General features: G+C 36.1%; 26 protein-coding genes and 1 riboswitch. Of the genes, 8 read left to right on the top strand and 18 right to left on the bottom strand.

Annotated features, from left to right (window positions below; all coding sequences use genetic code 11):
* The first annotated feature begins 2 nt into the window (after positions 1-2).
* The 3 genes from VIG73_RS13005 to VIG73_RS12995 are packed head-to-tail and all read left to right on the top strand — an operon-like array spanning position 3 to position 1135.
* Positions 3-383, top strand: coding sequence for a group-specific protein (locus tag VIG73_RS13005; RefSeq protein ID WP_331642677.1), 381 nt, complete (start codon positions 3-5; stop codon positions 381-383).
* 7 nt (positions 384-390) lie between these two features.
* A complete protein-coding gene (locus tag VIG73_RS13000; RefSeq protein WP_331642808.1) occupies positions 391-900 on the top strand; it encodes an RNA polymerase sigma factor in 510 nt (169 codons plus the stop codon).
* Positions 887-1135, top strand: a complete 249-nt coding sequence (locus VIG73_RS12995; protein ID WP_331642675.1) for a hypothetical protein — start codon at positions 887-889, stop codon at positions 1133-1135. Before VIG73_RS13000 ends, VIG73_RS12995 begins: the two co-directional genes overlap by 14 nt.
* 338 nt (positions 1136-1473) lie before the next feature.
* On the opposite strand, the gene VIG73_RS12990 is transcribed toward VIG73_RS12995, so the two are convergent.
* The 3 genes from VIG73_RS12990 to VIG73_RS12980 form a co-directional block, all read right to left on the bottom strand.
* The gene (locus VIG73_RS12990; RefSeq protein WP_331642673.1) at positions 1474-2262 is read right to left on the bottom strand and encodes a YibE/F family protein; all 789 of its coding nucleotides are present in this window, start codon (positions 2260-2262) and stop codon (positions 1474-1476) included.
* Entirely contained in the window at positions 2259-3386 is a 1128-nt protein-coding gene (locus VIG73_RS12985) for a YibE/F family protein (protein WP_331642671.1), read from the bottom strand. The genes VIG73_RS12990 and VIG73_RS12985 overlap by 4 nt, the downstream gene beginning before the upstream one ends.
* 302 nt (positions 3387-3688) lie before the next feature.
* A complete protein-coding gene (locus tag VIG73_RS12980; RefSeq protein WP_331642669.1) occupies positions 3689-4960 on the bottom strand; it encodes a hypothetical protein in 1272 nt (423 codons plus the stop codon).
* A 171-nt stretch (positions 4961-5131) separates the two neighbouring features.
* Here VIG73_RS12980 and VIG73_RS12975 point away from each other — a divergent pair, with 171 nt between their 5' ends.
* On the top strand, positions 5132-5554 hold the full coding sequence (locus VIG73_RS12975; protein ID WP_331642667.1) for a hypothetical protein: 423 nt from the start codon (positions 5132-5134) through the stop codon (positions 5552-5554).
* Positions 5555-6289: 735 nt separating this feature from the next.
* On the opposite strand, the gene VIG73_RS12970 is transcribed toward VIG73_RS12975, so the two are convergent.
* Positions 6290-6511 (bottom strand): hypothetical protein, encoded by a 222-nt coding sequence (locus VIG73_RS12970; protein ID WP_331642666.1) that lies wholly within the window; start codon positions 6509-6511, stop codon positions 6290-6292.
* A 117-nt stretch (positions 6512-6628) separates the two neighbouring features.
* Complete coding sequence (locus VIG73_RS12965) at positions 6629-7036, bottom strand: DUF3221 domain-containing protein (RefSeq protein ID WP_331642665.1); 408 nt, start codon at positions 7034-7036, stop codon at positions 6629-6631.
* A 198-nt stretch (positions 7037-7234) separates the two neighbouring features.
* Here VIG73_RS12965 and VIG73_RS12960 point away from each other — a divergent pair, with 198 nt between their 5' ends.
* The 4 genes from VIG73_RS12960 to VIG73_RS12945 all read left to right on the top strand — a co-directional run bounded on the left by VIG73_RS12960 (position 7235) and on the right by VIG73_RS12945 (position 11636).
* Positions 7235-7975 carry a class I SAM-dependent methyltransferase gene (locus VIG73_RS12960; RefSeq protein ID WP_331642664.1) on the top strand — a complete coding sequence of 247 codons (741 nt, stop codon included), beginning with the start codon at positions 7235-7237 and terminating at the stop codon, positions 7973-7975.
* Positions 7976-8349: 374 nt separating this feature from the next.
* Positions 8350-9234 carry an ABC transporter ATP-binding protein gene (locus VIG73_RS12955; protein WP_331642663.1) on the top strand — a complete coding sequence of 295 codons (885 nt, stop codon included), beginning with the start codon at positions 8350-8352 and terminating at the stop codon, positions 9232-9234.
* Positions 9235-9246: 12 nt separating this feature from the next.
* Positions 9247-10353, top strand: coding sequence for an ABC transporter permease (locus VIG73_RS12950; protein ID WP_331642661.1), 1107 nt, complete (start codon positions 9247-9249; stop codon positions 10351-10353).
* A complete protein-coding gene (locus tag VIG73_RS12945; protein ID WP_331642659.1) occupies positions 10350-11636 on the top strand; it encodes a hypothetical protein in 1287 nt (428 codons plus the stop codon). The genes VIG73_RS12950 and VIG73_RS12945 overlap by 4 nt, the downstream gene beginning before the upstream one ends.
* Positions 11637-11694: 58 nt before the next feature.
* Here VIG73_RS12945 and VIG73_RS12940 read toward each other — a convergent pair whose 3' ends face one another.
* The 13 genes from VIG73_RS12940 to gcvH form a co-directional block, all read right to left on the bottom strand.
* Entirely contained in the window at positions 11695-12456 is a 762-nt protein-coding gene (locus VIG73_RS12940; protein WP_331642657.1) for a metallophosphoesterase family protein, read from the bottom strand.
* Positions 12457-12666: 210 nt separating this feature from the next.
* A complete protein-coding gene (locus VIG73_RS12935; RefSeq protein WP_331642655.1) occupies positions 12667-12867 on the bottom strand; it encodes a hypothetical protein in 201 nt (66 codons plus the stop codon).
* Between the two features lie 281 nt (positions 12868-13148).
* Positions 13149-14546 carry a Fe-S cluster assembly protein SufB gene (gene sufB / locus VIG73_RS12930; RefSeq protein ID WP_146934182.1) on the bottom strand — a complete coding sequence of 466 codons (1398 nt, stop codon included), beginning with the start codon at positions 14544-14546 and terminating at the stop codon, positions 13149-13151.
* A gap of 52 nt (positions 14547-14598) precedes the next feature.
* A complete protein-coding gene (sufU, locus tag VIG73_RS12925; protein ID WP_331642651.1) occupies positions 14599-15036 on the bottom strand; it encodes a Fe-S cluster assembly sulfur transfer protein SufU in 438 nt (145 codons plus the stop codon).
* Positions 15026-16246: a cysteine desulfurase gene (locus tag VIG73_RS12920; protein ID WP_331642650.1), complete on the bottom strand. Its 1221-nt coding sequence runs from the start codon at positions 16244-16246 to the stop codon at positions 15026-15028. The genes sufU and VIG73_RS12920 overlap by 11 nt, the downstream gene beginning before the upstream one ends.
* Positions 16246-17553: a Fe-S cluster assembly protein SufD gene (gene sufD / locus VIG73_RS12915; protein WP_331642649.1), complete on the bottom strand. Its 1308-nt coding sequence runs from the start codon at positions 17551-17553 to the stop codon at positions 16246-16248. Before sufD ends, VIG73_RS12920 begins: the two co-directional genes overlap by 1 nt.
* Before the next feature lie 15 nt (positions 17554-17568).
* Positions 17569-18354 carry a Fe-S cluster assembly ATPase SufC gene (gene sufC, locus VIG73_RS12910; RefSeq protein WP_331642647.1) on the bottom strand — a complete coding sequence of 262 codons (786 nt, stop codon included), beginning with the start codon at positions 18352-18354 and terminating at the stop codon, positions 17569-17571.
* Positions 18355-19321: 967 nt separating this feature from the next.
* Positions 19322-20176, bottom strand: coding sequence for a MetQ/NlpA family ABC transporter substrate-binding protein (locus VIG73_RS12905; RefSeq protein ID WP_331642645.1), 855 nt, complete (start codon positions 20174-20176; stop codon positions 19322-19324).
* Positions 20177-20233: 57 nt separating this feature from the next.
* Positions 20234-20935, bottom strand: coding sequence for a methionine ABC transporter permease (locus VIG73_RS12900; RefSeq protein WP_331642643.1), 702 nt, complete (start codon positions 20933-20935; stop codon positions 20234-20236).
* A complete protein-coding gene (locus tag VIG73_RS12895) occupies positions 20913-21953 on the bottom strand; it encodes a methionine ABC transporter ATP-binding protein (protein WP_331642641.1) in 1041 nt (346 codons plus the stop codon). Before VIG73_RS12895 ends, VIG73_RS12900 begins: the two co-directional genes overlap by 23 nt.
* 91 nt (positions 21954-22044) lie before the next feature.
* Positions 22045-22152: riboswitch (SAM riboswitch) on the bottom strand.
* A gap of 91 nt (positions 22153-22243) precedes the next feature.
* Entirely contained in the window at positions 22244-22558 is a 315-nt protein-coding gene (locus VIG73_RS12890; RefSeq protein WP_331642639.1) for a thioredoxin family protein, read from the bottom strand.
* A 22-nt stretch (positions 22559-22580) separates the two neighbouring features.
* Entirely contained in the window at positions 22581-22922 is a 342-nt protein-coding gene (locus VIG73_RS12885) for a toprim domain-containing protein (RefSeq protein ID WP_331642636.1), read from the bottom strand.
* A 200-nt stretch (positions 22923-23122) separates the two neighbouring features.
* Positions 23123-23506 carry a glycine cleavage system protein GcvH gene (gene gcvH, locus VIG73_RS12880; protein ID WP_331642634.1) on the bottom strand — a complete coding sequence of 128 codons (384 nt, stop codon included), beginning with the start codon at positions 23504-23506 and terminating at the stop codon, positions 23123-23125.
* Between the last annotated feature and the right edge of the window lie 8 nt (positions 23507-23514).

Genomic DNA, 23514 nt, shown 5'->3' with positions numbered 1-23514 from the left:
CAATGGATATAGGTTGGATTATATCCTTAATTGTTACGGGAATTTGGATAATCTTGATACTAATGATTGCCATTCCAATGAATCGAAAGTATATTGTCCGAGAGAATGGAAAAATCAACTATAAAAAGACAAAAATTCTTTTGCGTTGGAATGTGTTTGATACGTTAACATTAATTGTCGCGATTTATACCATTATTTGTGTGCAAGCATTGAATTTCCTTCTATCATCTGGAGAAACAATTGAAAATCCGTTCGTTCAATTCTTTACAAATCAATCACAAGCATGGGTTATTGTTACTATTTGTTATCTCGTTTCACGTGTGACCATGACTTTAAAAGCAATCAAAGCCCATATGAAGGATGCGAATAATGAGAACGAATGAAGAATGGATGAAAGCCTATCAAAGTGGTGATGTAAGAGGATTAACTGTGTTGTATGAACGACTATACGAGACATTATATTCTTTTCTCTACCGATATACTCGTGAAGAACAACTCAGTATTGACATCGTTCATGACACGTTTGAAGTATTACAAAAGAAGAAGCATCAATATAATCAGCATAAGGGTACGGTGAAAGCATATCTTTTTCAAATTGCATATCGCTTACTAATAAATAAATTAAACCGTCGAAAAAAATGGCGTACAATCTTACCATTTTTGGCCCCCACTCCTACACCCGTATTCTCTATGGATGAGAAATTGGTCATTCAACAAGCCATTGCTCGTTTATCTGAAAAGCACCGCGCTGTTATTTTATTAGCATATTATGCAGACTTACCGCAAGATGAAATGGCGCAAATTCTAGATATTCCAATTGGCACCGTAAAGTCACGATTATATCATGCAACAAAAATATTAAAAGAACAATTGAAGGAGGATTTTAATGGCAAAAAATGAATTCATAGATGATGATTTACAAAAGTGGCTAGATGAATATCATGTCCCCATACCAAGGGAAAAATTACAAATAAGGACCACGAGATGGGAACGTTTGATTCGTTACTTGGCATCACCAACCCAAAATCCACTCGACAAATTTCACGAGACCTCATTCGGGTTAAAGTTGTTTCGGAGTATTCCACTTACAGGAGCGGTATTAGTCGGGGTCATTCAAGTCATATCCCAACTATAGTATGATTATATTTTTTGATACAGCGAGACTTCAATCAGGGGGACTTTTCTCGTTCCAACTAATTGTGAACGAATCGAGCGATTACTTGTTCAAAGGGGAATACATTCAATTATTAGATGATTTTTCAACAAAAATGAAAGATCTATTAAATAAATTATTCGAACCGTTTATTACCATGTATCGTGAAAAGCAAACACACATTGCATTGGAGCACCCAATGTGATATAACTCCAAGCGAATAGATCGACTTGTAACACATTGAAACAGCGCGGAGAGACAAAACCTTGTTTCTCCGCTTAATTAAGCTTAAGAAATTTCCAAACGCCCCCACTTATCGCTCAATTCTGGGATGTCTTCCGCTCATCCAACTTCTCCTTATCCCGCATCAAAATAAACGTGCTCATCCAGGCAGAAATAGGAATAATTAAGGCAATACCAATACCCGCACAAAAGATAGTTATCATTTCTCCACTAAACACTTTCGAGTTGACAATCTCTCCAAATGAATACTCTAAATCTTTAAACCAAATGAGCAGTCCCAAATAACCACCAAAGAAGGCGAAGAATATCGTGTTCGCATCTGTTCCAAGAATATCGCGACCAATATTTAAGCCGGATTGAAATAATTCTTTCCTAGTAAGTAACGGATTCAACCTAAACAAATGGTGCAGTGATGATGAGATGGATATCGCAACGTCCATAATCGCACCAATCGTACTCATGATGATAACGGAAGTAGCTATTTTAACAAAATCAACACCAATATAAAGAGAATACCCACTGATTTCATCTGTTTCTTCTTCACTAAACCCTTGAATTAACGCATACTTTGTCATCAAATGGATAAAGAGAAGTAAGATGGTGACGGTAATGATTGTTGCAATGAATGCTGCTATTGTTTTGTCATTTATTTCATTGATAAAAAAGAGATTGATACAACTAATCAAGACACATGCGATCAATGTAATGATTAGCAGATTAATTGATGTATTCAATATAAAGAATACCGTTAAAATAACAACGAGTAAGTTTAAAAACAATGCAAAGAAAGAACGTACGCCTTGCTTTCCACCCACAAAAGCCATTAATGTAAATAAAATAACCGATAATAGTCCGATTGCATTCATACTCTCGCCCTCTTTCGCTGAACAAAGAAAATCGCTGTATATAAGCTAATCGGTATCGTTAAGACGACGCCAATACCACCAGCTAAAGCTCTCGCAATTTCTAATGATAGATTCATCGAAAGCGTAAATCCAAAAGGAACACCATTTTTCAAATATAAAATAAGCATCGGAAGCGAACCACTCACATAGGCAAAAAATAAAATACTCGTTATTGTCCCCATCACATCTCTTCCGATTTCCAGTCCCGTTTCTTTAAGCTGTTTTACAGATATATCTTTATTCTTTTCATACAACTCAAAGATGGAAGACGACATTGTAATCGCAACGTCCATCACAGCGCCAAGTGATCCAATGAATAACCCAGCCAAAAAGATTAATCGATAAGGACGTGTTAAAAAGGACATCCCTTCATAATAGATCCCACTATCAGAAGTCATCGATAAGACAACATATGTAATTAATAAAGAAGCAAACGTCCCAACTAAAGTGGTCACAATCGCAGCATATGTCTTTTCATTCAAGCCGCTCACAAATAATAGTGATATAATCGTAAACAAAATAACCGTCATCGCACTGATCCATAATAAATTCGATTGGGGGTTTTCCACGTAATAATCAAGGACGAGTGATAATAGAGCAATGTTAATACCTAAACTCATCACCGAAAACAAACCCTGTCTTCTTCCAATCATGAGTAACGTAAAAATAAACACCCATGCCGTTATGACAACATATTTATCACGTTTCACATTCATAATATAACCGGTCAATGCCTCATCTTCTGTCTGGACAATCTTAACAAATAATTCATGTCCTGGTTGAAACGCTTGATCATACGCACCAGATGATGAATACTCATTCGTTAAATAAATTGTTTTTCCTTTATGTTCACCGTTTTTAACGACAGCCTCTATTTTCTGTGTAAAGCGTTCATCTTCATTTTGTAATCCATCGATTATTCTCTCTGAATCTGTAATCGTCGTGTCAATGACTTTCGCAATTGGTCGATCATAAAATGAATGATTATGATAAACAAAAATAAAAGAGGCCAGGCAACTCACAATAACGATGCTATAAAAAATGAGTCGACTTTTAGGTGCCTCTTTTAATTGATTGATTAACATAAAACAATCCTCCACCTATCTGATAAGATTCAGTTTACCACGTCATTTTATTCGTTTCGAGGATTGTCTATGCTTACTATCTAAGTAGGACTTAATGAATTAAATACAAATTACCAATACAAAAATAATAACTAATATTTAATTGGTAATACACTCGGTATGTTCTCTATTAATTCTAAAAAAACTAATAGAGGACAACTTACTACGAGAGTTGTCCTCATGTATTCCAACACTTTATGGTTTTATTACTCAATTACAATGATAAAAATAATGATTATTATTACTAATAAATTATTTACATTTTAATCAGCTATTTTGTGCATTGACCAAACGGTTCCATTTGCAGAGGTGCCACCTATATTTATTCCGATATTCAAACCACTAGCTTCATAAAAAATACCAATTTGATCACCCTGCTCTAGAAAAACATCTCCAGATAACATTACTGTGGAACTTCCTAATATGGCTCTAAGGTTTAATACTAAAGCAATATTTGTATTAATCATCGGGAACAACCCTGACAATAAGTCTGTCGTTGTAGGTGCTATTCTTCTTACAACAAAAGATGGATTAACTGATGGACCTAAACCAACTGAAATCGCAGCTGTAGTATTATAATTTATAATAGCATTTATATTGTATCGCCCATCCTCTGGAACAGTATAAATTCCTGTTGTTGGATTAAAACCTGACCCTCCATAAAATGGTGTAGTTGCAGTCCAGTTATCTAACTGCTGTGATGATGAAACATTAGACGCATTTCTACGTGCTGAGAAGCCAACTTCACCAACGACAGGACCTGGGGGACCTTCGGGGCCTGCTGGACCTTCGGGACCTGCTGGACCTTCGGGACCTGCTGGACCTTCGGGACCTGCTGGACCTTCGGGACCTGCTGGACCTTCGGGACCTTCGGGGCCTGCTGGACCTTCGGGACCTGCTGGACCTTCGGGGCCTGCTGGACCTTCGGGACCTGGAGGGCCTTCGGGACCTGCTGGACCTTCGGGACCTTCGGGGCCTGCTGGACCTTCGGGACCTTCGGGGCCTGCTGGACCTTTGGGACCCGCTGGACCTTCGGGACCCGCTGGACCTTCGGGACCCGCTGGACCTTCGGGACCTGCTGGACCTTCGGGGCCTGCTGGACCTTCGGGGCCTGCTGGACCTTCGGGACCCGCTGGACCTTCGGGACCTGCTGGACCTTCGGGGCCTGCTGGACCTTCGGGACCTGGAGGGCCTTCGGGACCTGGAGGGCCTGGGGGGCCTTCCGTGCCATTTACATCATTTGGAATTAGCGATACTACCTGTTTAAGTTTATTATCCAGCACTAATTCTTTTCTCATTATTGCTGCTAAAGTTTCAAGTACGCTGTCATTAACTTTTAGGACATCGTCAAGAGTCACATCTTCTTCTAAACCAGGCAAAGTACCTAATGCATATTGTATTTTTTCCCCTTCTGCATTTACAATGTGAGCTAATCCTAGTTCTTCCATTGCTATGGATAACAATAATAAATTTATTGCATCATCACGTGTGACACTAATACTAGGTGTTATATCTGGTATATTCGGTTGTGACATCATTCATCTCCCCTTATATCAATATTCAATACACTTTGTATCTAATTCATCTTATGCATTCTCTAATCATTTGTATGGGGTATTGTTACAAACAATAATAATATTGTTCACCACAAATTAGCCTAAAGAATATAATAAAGAAAATGCACGTAATAATATGAGGTGATTGTTATGTCCTTACCAAATATCCCAGATATTGATCCTAATATTACATTAGATAGATGTGAGGTCATTAATTTATTATTAAGCTCAATTGCAATGGAGGAAATTGGTATTTCACATATATTAAATGCAGAGGGAGAAAAGATTCAACGTTTACTAAAAAATAATAATATTTGTGTTCATGACTATTTTAAATTAAACAAAGAAATTAATCAGATGCTTCGCTCAATAGTGAAATCCCAATTACTATTACAAATGAAATTAGAAGATGTCGTTACTATATTTCAAAATCATTCATGTAAACACTTAATAAGTAATTGTAAATGTAAACATGATAAACAAAAATGTAAAAAATCACGGAATCTCCATAGTACATGTAATTGTAAACGCTGTGAAAACAATCATGGTGATAATTGTGGATCATATTCATAGCACATTAATAAAAAACAATCAATCGATGCTACAATTTTTACCAAAATATATAATGTTTTTGGAGAACTACTTAGAATTAATTAATAGTAATAAAGTTCATATGGCAGCTATATATAACCAACTGTGCTCATCTTTTTTTATAATAAAACAATTAAAGGAAAATCACTTAACAAATAATTTAATGTTGAATTCTTTTAATGAAAATAAATCTTTTAACGATGGAATGATAAACTTATTTTCTAGTGAATTAATATCTCTTTGGTCATCAAATAACCACATAAATGACAAATTAAAACTAATCGGATTCTCCTTTTTAAAGGATATTACTAAAGCTAACAAGCTTTATCTTTCAGATCATAATTTATCATCTAATATATGGTGGAATAAAACCCTAGATTACTTTATTTACTACCACTAGATTTCAATTTTATTGACTGTTACGAAAGATTAATGTTGAATAAGAACAGATATATTAAAAAGGCTTCTATTAAAGTTAACAATAGTAGCCTTTATCTCTTTTATATGTGTTATATAGACAACTGTTATATCTCATAGAATCATGAAAGGGATTTATAAATGCCCGGGAAAACCTTATCCATTCCCACTGTCAACTCATCAAGAATAAGTATATAAGCATGATGAGAAAAACTTACTGCGAGTGATACTAACTACTAGCATTTCATTCCTTTTTCAAAAACATTTTTTGATGTGTACGGCAAATTCATTCATAAAATACTAATAGATTATCTCACATAAAGAAAAAAAATCAAAAGGTACAATTCTAGCATCTATTCCACCAGGTATTTCAGTACCTACTCCTGCATAATCTGGATTCAATTCTGTTTTTTCATGCGATGAACAACCAACTACAATTGAATTAATTAGTAATAAAATAGATGTTGTCAGGAAATCCTTTTTCAATAAAAATCCTTCTGATAAAATAATATTCCTATTCATCTAAATCGTCTTTTACCTTTTGTTAAGATGGAATTCTAGACATAAAAATCTAATTTAAACCCATTCGAAAAACTAACCGCCTATTCTGTGTAGTTAATTTTCTCCCGCAAATCTTCCTTATTTATCATTAGTTAGGTGCTCAATCCAATAAGCTGAAATTCTAGGTGGATTCGATTCCATTAAATAATCACCATATATACGTACTTTTTGGTTTATCTTCAGTTCACTAAACAGGTTCAAATTTCTAGCATCATCGTGTTTTAACACCTGAACACTTCCAACACCATAGTTTGATGTGATATAGGCGAATAATCTATTCCCAATACTAATTGGCTCATCGGCCAACCATATCATCCCAAATCTCTTGGAAACAACATACCCCTCTACTGTCAAATAATCATTTGGTAAATCGACATCATTTAATGTGATTTCTATTTTAGGTACTCGTTTAATAGAAGCTAAAGTGAGTGCCCAAACGAATAAACAGGCAAAAAGAAATTTTTTATAGGGTAAATAATCTGGCATATTAATCTCCCCTGTAATTATTTTACCTTCCCTCCTGAAAATTGACACTATTACATCACAATTTACACACTCACGTAAAATAACAGATAGCTTATGAGTTTTATGATATACTTTTCCTAAAGGAGGAATCCGTATGGGTACACGTAACTTAGACAAAATCCTTCTCTCATAATCAAAATATGATAGGAGGAACAATAAATGAAATTAGAAGAAGCGTTAAATTTTTATAAAAAACAGTTTCACGATTTTAAAAACGTTATAAATTTAACAACCATATTAGACAAAGAAGTCGATGAAATTGAACAACAAATCGGGAGACACTTTCAAACTGTATTAGAACTCGGAGCTGGAAATGGCCAATTAGCAAGAAGTATCGCACATCGAAAAAAAGATGTCACAACAATTGAGCTCGTTCCAGAAATGGTCGAATTTGCTAAAACGATTCCTTCATCGGTAAAATCACTTTGTGGGAGTTTTAATGATTTACCACTTAATGAAACGTTCGATGTCATCCTCTATATTGATGGTTTTGGCGTAGGTAATGATGACGATCAATTATTACTATTGCACCGAATCTATGAATGGATGAATAATGATGGGGTTGCACTGATTGATATTTATCAACCAAACTATTGGAAAAAGATAGATGGAAAGAGTATGTATCCTTTAGGAACGAAAGAAGTAGCCCGTAAATACGGGTTTATAGAAGAAACAAATGAGATGACAGATACGTGGTGGCATGAGGATAATCCTGAAAACGTGTATACACAAACATTGACATGCTATTCACCAGATGACATTGTAGCACTTGCCAATCAAGCAAACCTAAAAGTAAAAGCATTCTACCCCGGTGGTGCAATGGATTTTGACACATGGACATACAACGAAACCGTGTCACTTTCTAGTTGTCTCAGTTATCGGGTGAAGTTAGTGAAATAAAAGAAAACTCCTGTCACATTTTAGCAGTGGCAGGAGTTTTTTATGATTGGTTGCTTCAGACTAAATGATGGTTGTATGTTCTTCCAAAACCTGGGCAATTTCTGCTAATGAATATTTGTAAGTCACTATATCCACTGAGCCTTATTTGAATTGGATGTCATTTTATAGTAATTATACTGCATTATATACGAAGATAATTTATTTCTGAAAATACCAAAAATAAGTCTCAATAATAATAGAGCTATTGAATTAGGATCCACTTGCATGACCTCGGTATTTATTAAATCACTCAGGATGTCTATCAGCGTTCTAAATTAAATTTTTAAAATATATTGCATTTTCTGCAACCAGTGCTACAATCTAATCTAAAAGGGGTGATTGAAATATCTATACTTGTGTTGCAGGACGTCCATAAAAAGTACAAATCCCACCAGGTCATTGATCACGTCAGTTTAACGATTGAACAACCAGGGATATGGGCATTAGTTGGACCTAATGGGGTCGGCAAAACAACATTGCTAAACTGTATATGTAACATCATTCCGATTAATTCGGGGAAAATTGAGTTGCTAGGTGAGTCGAATAAAAATTTTAAGATCTTTAAAAAGGTTTCCTATTTGCAAGACAACACGATTTTATTTCATTACTTAACAGGTTACGACCACCTAAAGTATGTATGTGATGTGCATGAATTACCAAAGAGTCGTATTCAAGAAGTCGCTGAATATGTAGGTATGGAAAGTTACTTACATAAAAGGATCGGCACATACTCTCTTGGAATGAAACAACATTTACTTGTAGCTCTTTCAATAGTCAACAAACCTAAGCTCTTATTCATGGATGAGCCATTAAATGGTCTCGATCCATCAAGTGCGATACTGATGCGTAAAATCCTTCTTGAACTAGTGAAACATGGCACAACGATTATTTTATCCTCTCACAACTTAGCTGAAATTGATCGTGTAACCAATCAGATTATCTTTTTAAAAGATGGAAAATTAATTGAAGTTGATCGTCGCGAACATACCAAAACAGAGTATAGATTCAAACTATCTCATCAATCGATGGCAAAACAAATATTAAAAGATGCCGGATACAACATCATCGATGAAAATGAAACAATCCATGTCATAATAGGAGAAAAGGATTTAAATGAATGCATTCAACAGATTCAGAATAACGGTATGACGATCTTAGATATACAAAAAGAAGTTTCTGGCTCTGAAAAATTGTATGAAACGTACTTTGAGCGAGGCTAACGAGCGATGCATATGATCAAATTCGAATGGAAAAAACTATGTCGCTTAAGAGTTTTTATCTTCTTTCTCCTAATGACGATCCTTTTAATAGCCTGTTTATTTATTCGTAATGATATGCAACAAGATATGGTCAAAGCTGAACGTGTGGAATTTTTCCGTCATCACTCATCTGAAGTAACATCACAGTTGGTCACGGATCAAAAGAGACAATCTGAAATTGGTGAAGGTGCTGATTCAACACTTGAAGAATCAATAGAAGTTGGTAAAACGTTATATGCTAAACTACAAGATTTAATCACACATATAACTGAGGATGGACATATGAAGGCACTACAATTAGAAAATGATGTGTATGAATTAGCTATGCATTACCAATCATTAGACAAACGCTATCCGATGTCACAACCTGAAATGGAAGATGAAATCAAATTAAATAATAAACTATTAAAAAACGAATTACCGAAAGAAAATCTTGCAATTTCTATTCAACCGGCTGTGTTTATGAAACAAACTGTTCAATTACTTGTCAATACGTTTGGATTTTTTATCTTATTAGTCATCATCGGGACACCAATTGCGAGAGAGTTTGATGATAAAACGATTAAATTAACCTATGTTTTACCTATATCATCTACTCGTATGGTCGTATCAAAATGGATCAGTTTAGTATTAGCAGGAATGGCTTGGTTGTTTGTCGTCTTCTTGTCAGCTTATACGATTTCTCGTTTATTTGGTAGCGAGGTAAAGAGTCTATTTAATTATCCGTTTTTCACTAAGGATATGACATTTATTTCAGCAGGGGATTACGTACAACAATCGATTATTTTTAGTGTCATTTATCTATTCGTACTGATGAGTGTTTTTATTTGTCTTTCTTTTCTTGTAAAAAACACATTGATTGTCCATATCGTTTTATTCATTTTATTTAGTATAAATTTATTAATCATTAAAAACGGAGGCGCACACCCATTACTTCCTTGGAGTTATCAAGATTTAGATTTTACAGTGTTACAGCATGAAGCAGCTTCCTGGTTGGGAGCCATTTTCAGCTTTTTGGTCACGATTATCATGCTCCTTCTAGCCATTAAAGCTAGTCAAAGGAGGGATTATCAATCATGAGGATATTTTCATTTGAAAGTAAAAGATTGATAAAAAAGAAAACAACACGGGTCATGCTCATGTTGAGTATATTAGCTGTTTCTACAATTTACCTACTTCACTTCAATCTGGCTGAACAGGTGCAAAAAAAGGTGACAAACCATAACGATTTTTTAATTGATTTATATAAACAAGATCAAGTAGATTGGGAAATCAAAAAGAAAGAAGCACAACGAGCTAAAGATGAAGAAGTATTGGAAGAGGCCACATTTATGGAAGAACATGCTCGTTCAACGCATGAGCATTACCTAATGATGAAAGAAGCCTATCAAAACGAAGATTGGAAAAAGATTTTTCAACATGAATTAAAGCAGCTCAAGCTCTTTGCCTATCCTCCCCCAGAGGAACCAGCAGATGCTAATTTTGAAAATCAAGAAATTACAAATTTTACACTTCGAGCTTCCTATGAGGAAGTCAAATATATGCTAGAAAATGATATTAAGCCGTTTATGCAAAATATCACAACTAACATGTATTTACCGACAATCTATGATAGTTTTAGTGGAAGAACATTGGCATTGTGGCAAGAAGAGACAAAGCGATATGGAAGAGAAGGTATTTACTATTTGTATCAGCTTATTCAATCATTATATATTCCAATTATCATCTTAATTGGTAGTTTTATATTTGGAAATACATTTTCTTCAGATACAAAGAAAAACAACCATATTCGTTTTTATCAAGTCTTACCACTACATCGAACAAAATTATTTTTTACCAAGTATGTCACTGGTTACTTAGGAATATTACTCTTTGTCTTAATCATGTTGGGCGTACCCATAGCAGTCGGCACAATCATGCATGGATTTGGTGATTTGAAATATCCTATTCTTGTTTATGATGGATACACAACAGAATACATGAATCGAAATATCGTCGAAGATACGTTTCATTTTATCCCTTTGCAAAAATATTTAACTCAGACTCTAGTTTTGGCCATTGTTATGAGTCTACTGATTTATACGATGTATTTTCTCGTTTCTCAATTTATAAAAGAACCTATATTTAATATGATCATCGTTGGAATTCTCACCTTTGTAGGAACCTTGATTTCACACCCGTACAACCCATTTAGTTATATAGATACAGATAAAGTCATCACACATGAAATTCAATTACAAACACTGAATACAGATTTCACAATGACAATGGGAATCATTGTGACATTAGGACTTAGTTTAGTATTTATGGCCCTTAACTATATTAGTTTTAAATACAATTCAAGAAATGATGGCGGAGGATAATTTCCTCCGTCATTCTATAAGATAATGATTATTTTTTGGCTCTAGCATTTTTGTGATTTTAAATTAGTTTATCACAAGATACTTCTACAAAACTCAAATCTTCTACTTTTAAAACAAGTATCGCCCCGCCATCATAGGCACCACCATCTATACAAAGATGATGTCCACCGTGATAATATCCTTCTCCATTCCAATCAGAAAAATATTTAACAGGTGTATGACCGTGAATAATTAATTTATCGTTTAAAACGTCTCCGGAAATTGCTTTGAATTGTTTATAAAATTCATGACGAATCCACAGCATATCTTCACGCTTTTGCTTCGAGAGAGGAACACCACTTTTAAATCCCGCATGAACATACACGCATCGATTGTCATCGTCTATTAAATACAGCGGGAGATCATTCATTTTCTGTATCAGATCAACATACTTCTTATTTAACATCTCATAAAGATCATAATAACTTTCAAAAGACTCATCGAACATCGACTGAACTGTTGCTAGGCCGCCATTCCGAATCCATCTTTCACCAGATCTCATCATCTCCATATAATCGAATTGATTGTCCGGTTTCGGCCGATTGACAAAATCTAAAAATATCTCCTCATGATTTCCCATTAGATAGGTGACTTGACTCGGGTACTTTTCCATCAACTTAAAAACATACGTCAAACATTTCAAACTCCCTTTACCTCGATCAATCAAATCACCAATAAGAATGAGTCGATCACCAGCCTCTAAATTCAATTTGCTTTTCTTTAAAGCCTGCATCCATGCTTCATACTCACCATGAATGTCAGAACAAACAAATGTATTCAAATCACCACATCCATTTTATTCTTTGTAAGAATCTATTAATCAATAGACTTTCTATGATCGTGTTTTAAACACGTAATGATTTCAATTTACCATACAAACTTAACATTACTTATCGTGTAAGTGAAATAGGAAAATCTCTAATTCCATTATTTATTAGTCTTAGTAAGTCTATTGATTAGTTAATAATAGCTTTTTAAATTAGATATCTATTCAAAACAATCTTCCAAGATAAATGATACCTAATCCAATAAAAAAGATAATTGCTCCCCAAAAAAACTGACTAAACATGCTGCGATCACCAAAGAAAAAACGAATATATGGCATTTGTTTACCGATACCAAATATGATGAGTCCAATAATCGCTATAATAAACCCTATACCACTTATTATACCTTCTTCAAATACTTCCATTTCTTCACTCCTAAAATACCTATTTATAGATTGCTTTGTTTATCTTCTAACGTATTTTTATCGTATCAGATTTCTAAGATGTTTCCCGAACTAGCATCATGAATTGGCAATTTCGTCCATAATTATAACATATATGTTTGTTGTTTCTGAACGAAGTAAAACAGGACATGAAACAGTACTATATTCGGAATGTATTTACTAAACCTCTGGAAGCACAGAATATGGCACTCTTTACAACTAAAAACCCCGCCACACCACAGTGACGGGGTTTATTTTACTAATTAACCAATAGATCCTTCCATCTCGAACTTAATCAATCTGTTCATCTCAACCGCATATTCCATCGGTAGTTCTTTTGTGAATGGTTCGATGAAGCCCATGACAATCATTTCTGTTGCTTCTTGTTCGCCTAGGCCGCGGCTCATGAGATAGAATAATTGTTCTTCAGATACTTTTGATACTTTCGCTTCGTGTTCAAGTGAGATGTTATCGTTATATACTTCGTTGTATGGAATTGTGTCGGAAATCGATTCGTTATCTAGAAGTAACGTATCACACTCGATTGTTGCTTTCGCGTTGTCTGCTTTACGACCGAATTGGACAAGACCACGGTAGTTTACTTTTCCACCTTGTTTTGAAATAGATTTAGACACGATGGATGAAGATGTATTTGGTGCTAAATGATGCATTTTCGCACCAGCGTCTTGTGTTTGACCTCTTCCTGCGATAGCAATCGATAATGTGTTACCTCTTGCACCCTCACCTCTTAGTAAGACCGCAGGGTATTTCATCGTTACTTTAGAACCGATGTTACCGTCAATCCATTCCATTGTGGCGTTCGCGTCACATGTTGCACGTTTTGTAACGAGGTTATAGACGTTATTTGCCCAGTTTTGGATGGTTGTGTAACGGCAATATGCATTCTCTTTAACGAAGATTTCAACGACCGCTGAGTGTAGTGAGTTTGTTGTGTAAACTGGTGCTGTACATCCTTCAACATAGTGGACAGATGCACCTTCATCAACGATAATTAATGTTCTTTCGAATTGCCCCATATTTTCCGAGTTAATTCTAAAGTATGCTTGTAATGGTGTCGTTGCTTTTACACCTGGTGGAACGTAAATAAATGATCCACCTGACCATACAGCTGAGTTTAGTGCTGCGAATTTGTTATCAGTTGGTGGGACAACTTTTCCGAAATATTGTTTAAACAGTTCTTCATGCTCTTTAAGGGCTGAATCTGTATCGGTAAAGATGATTCCCATTTCTTCTAAATCTTCTTGTAAGCTTTGATATACAACTTCTGATTCATACTGTGCGGATACACCTGCTAGGTACTTCTGCTCTGCTTCAGGGATACCTAATTTATCGAATGTCTGTTTAATTTCGTCAGGCACTTCATCCCATGTACGCCCTTGTTTTTCTGATGGTTTAACGTAGTAGACAATCTCATCAAAATCAAGTTCTGATAAGTCGCCTCCCCACATTGGCATCGGCCGCTCGAAGAAATGTTCTAATGATTTCAAGCGGAATTCAAGCATCCACTCTGGCTCTTCTTTCATCTTAGAAATTTCTTCAACGACTTCACGTGTTAAACCTCTTTCAGTACGGAAAATCGAAACGTCTTTATCACGAAAACCATATTTATATTCATCAGACACTGGCAAATCTTTCGCCATTGCTTACAACCTCCCTTAAATATTTTTCAATGTGTTCAAAAAACGCATTGACTTAGTCTTCTTTCTTCACACCTTGTTCCATCGCTTTCCAAGACAGTGTGGCACATTTGATGCGGGCTGGGAATTGTGATACACCTTGAAGTGCTGCAATATCGCCAGAATCCATTTCATCAAAGTCAATATCTTTACCGAGCATCATATCAGAGAAAAGCTCTGACATTTTCAGTGCTTCGTCAACTTTTTTACCTTTGACGGCTTCTGTCATCATTGATGCAGAGGCCATGCTGATGGAACATCCTTCACCTAAAAACTTAACGTCTTCAATGACACCATCATCGACTTTCATTTGTAATTCAATTCTGTCACCACATGTCGGGTTATTTAAATCGACTGTCAAAACATCGCCTTCAAATTTACCGCGATTTCGTGGACTTTTATAATGGTCCATGATGACTTGTCGATATAATGTATCTAGGTTATTAAAAGACATGATTGAAATACTCCTTCGTTTTTAGAAGTCCTTCTACTAATCGATCGATATCTTCAGTCGTATTATATAAATAAAAACTTGCTCTTGCGGTTGCTGTTACATCTAACCATTTCATTAATGGCTGAGCACAATGGTGACCCGCACGGACAGCGATTCCTTCTGCATCTAGAACGGTTGCGACATCATGTGGGTGGACATCATCTAAGTTGAATGTGACAAGAGCTGCTCTTTTCTCAGGCCCGTAAATCTCGATTCCATCAATGGTGCGCATCTTTTCTAGTGCGTAGTCAGCTAATTTTTCCTCATGTTGTAAAATGTTATCCATTCCAACATCTTGAAGGAAATCAATTGCCGCACCTAACCCAATGGCACCTGCGATTATTGGTGTCCCACCTTCGAATTTCCATGGGAGTTCTTTCCATGTTGAATCATATAGATCAACAAAGTCTATCATCTCGCCACCAAATTCAACAGGTTCCATCACTTCTAACAAGTCTTTCTTTCCATAGAGGACACCAATGCCTGTTGGAGCGCCCATTTTGTGACCTGATAGTGCGTAGAAATCACAATCTAAATCTTGTACATCAACTTCCATATGTGGTGCACCTTGAGCACCGTCAACGACAAGAATAGCACCGTTTTGATGCGCGATTTGAGCAATTTCTTTAATCGGATTAATCGTTCCTAGTACATTCGATACATGTGCGATGGCAACAATTTTTGTGTTCGTTGTCACCGTCTTTTTCACATCTTCTAAAGTAACAGTGCCATCTTCTTGTAATGGAATATATTTTAATGTGGCGCCTGTTGCTTTCGCAGCTTGTTGCCATGGAATAATATTACTATGATGTTCCATTGGCGTTAGAACAATTTCATCACCTTTTTTTAATTGATGACGTGCATAGCCATAAGCGACCATATTAATCGAAGTGGTCGTTCCCCGGGTAAAGATAATTTCCGCCGTACTTTTAGCATGGAGAAACTGACGAACCTTCTCACGTGCCCCTTCATATTGATCAGTAGCACGTGAGCCCAATGTATGCACACCGCGATGAACATTTGCATTGTTTTTGCGGTAATATTCATTGACAGCTTCGATAACTGTAATCGGCTTTTGAGCCGTTGCAGATGAATCGAGATAGACTAACGGATGACCATTGATTTCCTGGTTTAAAATCGGAAACATCTCGCGAATGGCTTTAACATCCATTAGTTTATCTTCCTTTCAATAACTTGTTTTAGTTGTTTTTTCACCGATTCAAGTGGTAATTGTGAAACAACTGGCTCAAGGAATCCGTGAATAATGAGCTTTTCCGCTTCTTGTTTTGTAATTCCACGACTCATTAAATAGTATAGCTGCAATGGGTCCACTCGACCGACTGAAGCCGCGTGACCTGCCATAACGTCATCTTCTTCGATAAGAAGGATCGGGTTCGCATCACCGCGTGCTTTTTCACTCAACATGAGGACACGTGATGTTTGCTCAGCGTTAGAACCAGATGCTCCGTTTTCGATTTTACCAATGCCATTAAAGACATTACTTGCGCTATCTTTCATGACACCGTGTTGTAAAATATAACCTTCTGCATTTCTACCCCAGTGGATTGTTTTAGCCGTAATGTTTTGGATTTGTTTCCCACGACCAACCGTCACTGTATTCGCATGACATAATGAATTGTCACCAACAAGTTCTGTAATGTTTTCAAAGATCGTGTTTCCATCGTTCATTTGTCCGATTGACCAATTAATCGTTGCATCACGATGTGCAACACCGCGACGGTTCGTATAAATCGTAGTTCCTGTCGCAAAGTTATCAACCGCACCAAATGTGATTCTTGCGTTATCATGGGCAAAAACTTCCGTAACAATATTTGCAACTGTTTCATCTTCATTGTTTGAAATATAGTTTTCCACATAATTGACCGAACTATTAGATTCAGCAACAACAATCACATGGTTGAAGTAGGCAATTGTTGGATCTTCTTGCCAGAACACGACTTGTAATGGGGTCTTGACTTCTACGTTTTTAGGAACGTATACAAAGATACCACCATTCATAAGTGCTGCATGTAAAGCAGTTAAACGATGTTCGTCAACAGAGACAGCATCTTTCATGTAATATTTTTTCACGAGATCTTCGTGTTCTTGTAAGGCTGTGAAAATATCTGTAAAGATAACACCTTTTTCTTTTAGTTCATTGCTTAGTGATGCATATGCAATGGAGTTATTTCTTTGAATGAGTAAGTTCTCAGGTAAATTCTCCGGGTCAAAGAAATCTTTTATTTCTTCAGGTAGATGTTCCAATGATTCGATTGATTCACCTTGTACATAATCATGTTTAAAGCGACTGAAATTCCATCTGACAATACTTGTTTTATCAGGTTTAGGCATTTCTAGAGTCGCTGACTGTTCCAATGCTTCAAGGCGTAACGTTTTCATCCACTCTGGTTCATTTCTATCCTTTGAAAACTGCTCAATATAATCTTTCGTGTAAATCTGTTCCGTATCAACAGTCATGCTACCCCTCCTAACTTAAGCTTCTTGTCCAACAGTTTCATCTTTAATACCGAGTTCATCTTTTAACCATTCGTATCCTTCTTCTTCTAGACGTTTTGCTAACTCAGGTCCACCTGATTTAACAACACGACCTTGCATCATCACATGCACATAATCTGGTTTAATATAATTTAATAGTCTCTGATAGTGTGTAATAATTAATGTTCCGAACTCTTCACTACGCATGTCGTTAATCGCATCAGAAACAATTTTAAGCGCATCAATATCTAATCCAGAATCAATTTCATCGAGGATAGCAATTTTCGGTTTTAAAAGGCTCATCTGTAAAATTTCATTACGTTTTTTCTCTCCACCAGAGAACCCTTCATTTAAGTAACGCTGTGCCATATTTTTATCAATTTCAAGTGCGTCTAATTTCTGATCCATTTCTTTAATAAATTTCATGAGTGGAATTTCATTACCTTCTCCACGAATCGCATTAATAGATGAACGTAAGAAATCTGATGTCGTCACACCGCTAATTTCACTTGGGTATTGCATTGCTAAGAATAATCCTGCACGTGCACGCTCATCAACTTCCATATCAAGTACTTCTTCACCATCTAGAAGAATGCTTCCTTTTGTTACTTCATAACTTGGGTGACCCATGATTGCGGATGCTAATGTTGATTTACCCGTTCCGTTCGGTCCCATGATTGCGTGGAACTCGCCACCCTTTATCGTTAAGTTAACTCCCTTTAATATTTCATTCCCTTCAACTGAAACATGAAGGTCTTTAATTTCTAATGTAGATCCAGCCATAATGATACCTCCAATTAAAAATAGTTATGTTTGAGAACCATTATCACCAATTCTCAATTTATTATCATTATCATCTTAAATCATCTAGCAATTAATAGCAAATGATTGAGATAACCTTCTCTAAAACATTATAACATATATATTTTCACGCTTTAATTAGTTGAAACATTATTGTTATTATTTTATTGTTCATTTTCAATTACATAAATAAAAAGGATAGTTATTGATACAAAAAGAGAAGCCGAGACAAAATGTATTGAGCTGTCCCCCATCAAGTAGATTGATGAGATCATAATAATTGATTCAAGTGGTTTTAGCTCTGAATTTAAAAGAATAAAAGCTGTTTTTTTCATAATATTTGATTTTGTTTATGAGGAACCTTCGAAAATTAGTTAACGTTTCATTTCATGGGGTTGTTTAATCATAGGTAAACCGTCAATGTTAGTTGAAGTTAGTTTGCATTAAAGCGTTCAATCGTATGTAAGTCACTGATAGTTGGTGAAGTTACCTCGCATTAAAGCGTTCAATCGTATGTAAGTCACCGAGGGTTGTTGAGGTTACCTCGCATTGAAGTGTTCAATCGTATGTAAGTCACCGAGGGTTGTTGAGGTTACCTTGCATTGATGCGTTCAATCGTATGTAAGTCACCGAGGGTTGTTGAGGTTACCTTGCATTGATGTGTCCAATCTTACATATGTCGATGATTTTACTCGGAGTTACATCACATTGAATCATTCTAAGAAAGGCAAGACTGTACTTTGGTGGAATGACCGCGCACCTATAAAATAATCCACGCCTAAGAAATAGGTGTGGATTATTATTTTTATGCTTATTAAATTATTTTTCTTTCCAATCGCAAAATCTTAGATTCCGTTTTAGCGAACAAAATTTGATGTACTAATCTCTAAGTACTCATCTTGTTCCAGACTCTTTACAGTAACCATTTATTGACATTTGTCTCTGATAATTATTCCCCATCAACTGGGACAACAGAACCGTTATATTCTTCTAAAATAAAGTCTTGGATTTCTTTTGAATGAAGAACGTCTACTAATGTTTTAATCGCTTCGTTATCTTTATCTTTGGATTGGACAGCAATAATATTCACATACGGTGAATCTGAATCTTCTAGAGCGATTGCTTCTTCAATTGGATTAATTTCATGATCAAGGGCGAAGTTTGAGTTAATTAGTACCGCATCTCCCTCATCATTTAAATACATTTGAACGAGCATCTCAGGTGATGTTGAGTCGTCAAACTTAAAGTTCTTTGGATTTTCTACAATATCATCCACAACAGCTACTGTTTTATCAATACCTTCTTTTAACTTAATTAATCCTTTTGCTTCAAGTAGAGCTAACATCCGTCCATGGTCAGCGACTGAACTACTTAATAAAATCGTCGCACCTTCAGGTAAATCTTCTAGGCTTTTATGACGTTGTGAATAAATACCGATTGGTTCGATATGGATGCCACCAGCATTTTCTATATCATAACCATGTTCTTCTTTCTGAGCTTCGAAAAACGGGATATGTTGATAGAAGTTGGCATCTAAGTCACCAGCATCTAAATCTTGATTTGCCATGACATATTCTGTATACGTCTCGATTTTAAGTTCTATTCCTTTTTCTTCTAAGATCGGTTTTGCTTTTTCTAAAATCGGAACATGCGGATTTGGTGATGCTCCTACTTTAAGGGTTATTGTTTCACCTGATTCACCATCTTTTGAGGCTGAACCTGTGTCATCTTTTTTATCCGCTCCACATGCAGCAAGCGCGATAGCAACAAACGCGATAATTGTAAATTGTAACCATTTCTTCATGTGTGATCTCTCCTTGTATGTTTTATTTTTTATATGAGAACTAGATGAACTAGTCTGTTAACGTTTATCAACTTTTGCGGTCATCGTGTCACCAATCCACTGTATGAGAAAAACAATTAATAAAATAATGACTGTGGCGACGAGCGTGACATCAGGACGGTTGCGTTGAAATCCATATAAAAAGGCCAAATGACCTAATCCACCAGCACCAATTACACCAGCCATCGCTGTATAGCCAACAAGTGCGACGGAAGTCACGGTAATGCCAGAAAATAAAGCAGGACGTGATTCCGGAATAAGCACTTTCCAAATGATGGTACTCGTCTTTGCTCCCATTGATTTCGCTGCTTCGATAACTCCTTTATCAATTTCACGTAAAGCAATAAGAACCATTCGAGCATAAAATGGAGCCGCTCCGATAACCAATGCAGGAAGGGCAGCATTCGCTCCCCGGATCGATCCAAAAATGAGCTTCGTAAATGGAATCAGTAAAATGATCAAAATAATAAATGGAATCGAGCGAAATATGTTCACGAAAGCTCCTGTTAGAAAATGAACAATGCGATTCGCCCATATATTATGTGGCGCTGTTAAAAATAGAAGAAGTCCAATTGCCAAGCCGAATATGAACGTAAATACCGTTGATAAAACGGTCATATAAAGCGTTTCATAAGTCGCTTCCCACATTTGCAACCAATCTACATTTGGGAAAATCTGTTCGATAAATGACGTTGTATCATTCGATGTTTGTTGACCCATTGCTTAAAACCTCTGCTTTCACATCAATTGATTGTAAATACTGTAATGCTTGATGAATTTGATTTTCTTCACCGTCAATATGCACGATTAATGTGCCATATGGTCCATCTTTCGTTTCTGTAATATTCCCGTGAACGACACTTGCTGATACTTGAAAGTTTCGAATCAGTTCAGTTAATATCGGTTCTTCTGTTTTTTGACCAACAAAAGTGAGCTGAATGAGCGAACCACTTGGGTAATTTTTGAATAGCATTTCAAGTGTCGGTAATGTATCTTTAACGCCTGTTAATTGAGAGACAAAACGTTTTGTAATAGGTTGTTGTGGATTTTGAAACACATCAAGTACTTTCCCAGATTCAACAATCTTTCCATCTTCCATCACAGCGACACGGTGACAAATCTTTTGAATGACATGCATTTCGTGCGTGATAAGAACGATTGTAATTCCTAACCTTTCATTAATATCAACAAGAAGATCTAAAATAGAATCAGTCGTTTCCGGGTCGAGTGCACTTGTTGCCTCGTCACCAAGTAAGACATCAGGTTTATTTGCTAAAGCTCTAGCAATGCCAACCCGTTGCTTCTGTCCACCTGAGAGCTGGCTCGGGTATGCTTTTTCTCTTCCTTGTAAACCGACAAGTTCAATAAGATGCTGAACTCTTTGTTTTCTTTCCTCTTTTGACACACCAGCAATTTCTAACGGAAATTCAATATTCTCTTCAACTGTTCGCGACCATAGTAAATTAAAATGTTGGAAAATCATACTGACCTTTTGTCGTGCCAGGCGTAAACTTTCACCTTTCATATGGGAAAATCGTTTACCATTGATGAAAACTTCACCACTTGTCGGTTGTTCTAATCCATTTAACAGGCGAATAAACGTACTCTTTCCAGCGCCACTATATCCAATCACACCGAAGATTTCGCCTTTTTCTATATCTAATGTCAAATCATCAACCGCAACAATTTTCTTATCATCAACGGTAAACTCTTTACGGAGCTCTTTTATTGAAATCACTAAAATCCATCCTCCAATCACATGTTGTCATATAAACAAAAACGCCTTCCTGCTCTAGAGAACAGAAAGACGATTATCATTCATCTTCGTTCTCTCATCTTCCAAAGCATGGCTTTGCAGGAATTAGCACCGTTTTAGGAAAGTCCTAAAGGTTGCCGCGGTTTCAATGGGCCTGTCCCTCTACCGCTCTTGATAAGAGATTTCGCTTTTATTCTTTTTCCTAATAAATGTTATCATACGCATTCTAATGCAAAATGTCAACTATTATCATTATAAAAGCATTTATAAATTTAATCTTGTTGAAACAGTTCTGGTTTATATTTATATAAATATTGATAAATGTTTCCTACTGAACGGAATGCATAAATCTTTTCTTTTATTTCATTATCTTTTTTGATGAATAAACATGGGACACTTTCGATTTTATTGTCCTGCATAAATTCCGGATGAAGGGACGCATTCATCTCATAGAAAATATCTTGTTTGTGAATGGATTCAATTTGTTCGAGCATTTGGCGTGCGACGTGACATGTCCCGCAAAAAGGACTGTATATATAAAGTAAAATATTCTCTTCTTTCAATTCATTGTCTGTTATTTTTATCATTCGATCACCCTAATTTCCAAGCTTACAGAAAAATAGGGTTTACTTCAATGTTTTTACTCACTAAGGCATGAGCTATTTCATGTAACGGTGTTGTTGCTACTTCTTTATAGTCTGGATGGATATAGATATGTTCAGCATGCGGTAGTTCGCGTTTCAGTTGTTTACGTAATTTCCATCCTGCTTTATCTTCATCAGCCATAATATAGACATCACGATCGTCCAGTTGGTATGTTTCTAATAATTCATCAAAACGTTCAATTCCAAGTGTGCCGTTTGTACAAATGATTGTTACATCTTCCGTAATGACTTTTTTAATTTGCTGTTTATCGGTTAATCCTTCAACAATAATCACTTTAGGAAGCATGCTAAGCACCTCACCATGTATCATCATTCAAAAATATAAAAAAGATTTGGTTCAGACGGAGTATTTACTCCACCCTCTACTTGAACCTTAGTCGCAACTCCCGCCTATAGAGGCGCGAGTCCTAGTATCACCGTGAAGACGAAAAGAAGGTTGTATCGTTCACAAAAACGACCAACCTCCTTGAAAAACGTCATGTTAAATTAGTCTTCTTCTACCATTGCTTGGTATGCATCAGCAGACATAAGCTCATCCAATTCAGCTTCATTAGATGGCTCAACAACAATCATCCATGCTTTTTCATATGGTGATTCGTTAACAAACTCAGGGCTATCTTCTAGCTCTTCGTTTACTGCAACAACTTTACCACTTACTGGAGCATAAAGTTCGGATACCGTTTTAACAGATTCAACACTTCCGAAAGGCTCGTCTGCTTCAACTTCTTCTCCAACTTCAGGTAACTCAACGAATACGATGTCGCCTAATTCATCTTGTGCGAAATCAGTAATTCCTATACGTACTTTGCCGTCTTCCTTTTTAACCCATTCATGTTCTTCAGAGTATAATAATTCCTTTGGTAAATTCATTCCAATTC

The organism is Cerasibacillus sp., assembly GCF_036516575.1.
Lineage (GTDB): Bacteria > Bacillota > Bacilli > Bacillales > Amphibacillaceae > Cerasibacillus.
The sequence above is the reverse complement of the archived record's forward strand: the minus strand, read 5'-3'. Positions and strand labels throughout refer to the sequence as shown.

Bases quoted from the DNA above. Each gene is read 5' to 3' on its own strand.
- VIG73_RS13005 (WP_331642677.1), top strand. From the start codon at position 3: ATGGATATAGGTTGGATTATATCCTTAATTGTTACGGGAATTTGGATA.
- VIG73_RS13000 (WP_331642808.1), top strand. From the start codon at position 391: ATGAAAGCCTATCAAAGTGGTGATGTAAGAGGATTAACTGTGTTGTAT.
- VIG73_RS12995 (WP_331642675.1), top strand. From the start codon at position 887: ATGGCAAAAAATGAATTCATAGATGATGATTTACAAAAGTGGCTAGAT.
- VIG73_RS12990 (WP_331642673.1), bottom strand. From the start codon at position 2,262: ATGAATGCAATCGGACTATTATCGGTTATTTTATTTACATTAATGGCT.
- VIG73_RS12985 (WP_331642671.1), bottom strand. From the start codon at position 3,386: ATGTTAATCAATCAATTAAAAGAGGCACCTAAAAGTCGACTCATTTTT.
- VIG73_RS12980 (WP_331642669.1), bottom strand. From the start codon at position 4,960: ATGTCACAACCGAATATACCAGATATAACACCTAGTATTAGTGTCACA.
- VIG73_RS12975 (WP_331642667.1), top strand. From the start codon at position 5,132: ATGTCCTTACCAAATATCCCAGATATTGATCCTAATATTACATTAGAT.
- VIG73_RS12970 (WP_331642666.1), bottom strand. From the start codon at position 6,511: ATGAATAGGAATATTATTTTATCAGAAGGATTTTTATTGAAAAAGGAT.
- VIG73_RS12965 (WP_331642665.1), bottom strand. From the start codon at position 7,036: ATGCCAGATTATTTACCCTATAAAAAATTTCTTTTTGCCTGTTTATTC.
- VIG73_RS12960 (WP_331642664.1), top strand. From the start codon at position 7,235: ATGAAATTAGAAGAAGCGTTAAATTTTTATAAAAAACAGTTTCACGAT.
- VIG73_RS12950 (WP_331642661.1), top strand. From the start codon at position 9,247: ATGATCAAATTCGAATGGAAAAAACTATGTCGCTTAAGAGTTTTTATC.
- VIG73_RS12945 (WP_331642659.1), top strand. From the start codon at position 10,350: ATGAGGATATTTTCATTTGAAAGTAAAAGATTGATAAAAAAGAAAACA.
- VIG73_RS12935 (WP_331642655.1), bottom strand. From the start codon at position 12,867: ATGGAAGTATTTGAAGAAGGTATAATAAGTGGTATAGGGTTTATTATA.
- sufB (WP_146934182.1), bottom strand. From the start codon at position 14,546: ATGGCGAAAGATTTGCCAGTGTCTGATGAATATAAATATGGTTTTCGT.
- sufU (WP_331642651.1), bottom strand. From the start codon at position 15,036: ATGTCTTTTAATAACCTAGATACATTATATCGACAAGTCATCATGGAC.
- VIG73_RS12920 (WP_331642650.1), bottom strand. From the start codon at position 16,246: ATGGATGTTAAAGCCATTCGCGAGATGTTTCCGATTTTAAACCAGGAA.
- sufD (WP_331642649.1), bottom strand. From the start codon at position 17,553: ATGACTGTTGATACGGAACAGATTTACACGAAAGATTATATTGAGCAG.
- sufC (WP_331642647.1), bottom strand. From the start codon at position 18,354: ATGGCTGGATCTACATTAGAAATTAAAGACCTTCATGTTTCAGTTGAA.
- VIG73_RS12905 (WP_331642645.1), bottom strand. From the start codon at position 20,176: ATGAAGAAATGGTTACAATTTACAATTATCGCGTTTGTTGCTATCGCG.
- VIG73_RS12900 (WP_331642643.1), bottom strand. From the start codon at position 20,935: ATGGGTCAACAAACATCGAATGATACAACGTCATTTATCGAACAGATT.
- VIG73_RS12890 (WP_331642639.1), bottom strand. From the start codon at position 22,558: ATGATAAAAATAACAGACAATGAATTGAAAGAAGAGAATATTTTACTT.
- VIG73_RS12885 (WP_331642636.1), bottom strand. From the start codon at position 22,922: ATGCTTCCTAAAGTGATTATTGTTGAAGGATTAACCGATAAACAGCAA.
- gcvH (WP_331642634.1), bottom strand. From the start codon at position 23,506: ATGAATTTACCAAAGGAATTATTATACTCTGAAGAACATGAATGGGTT.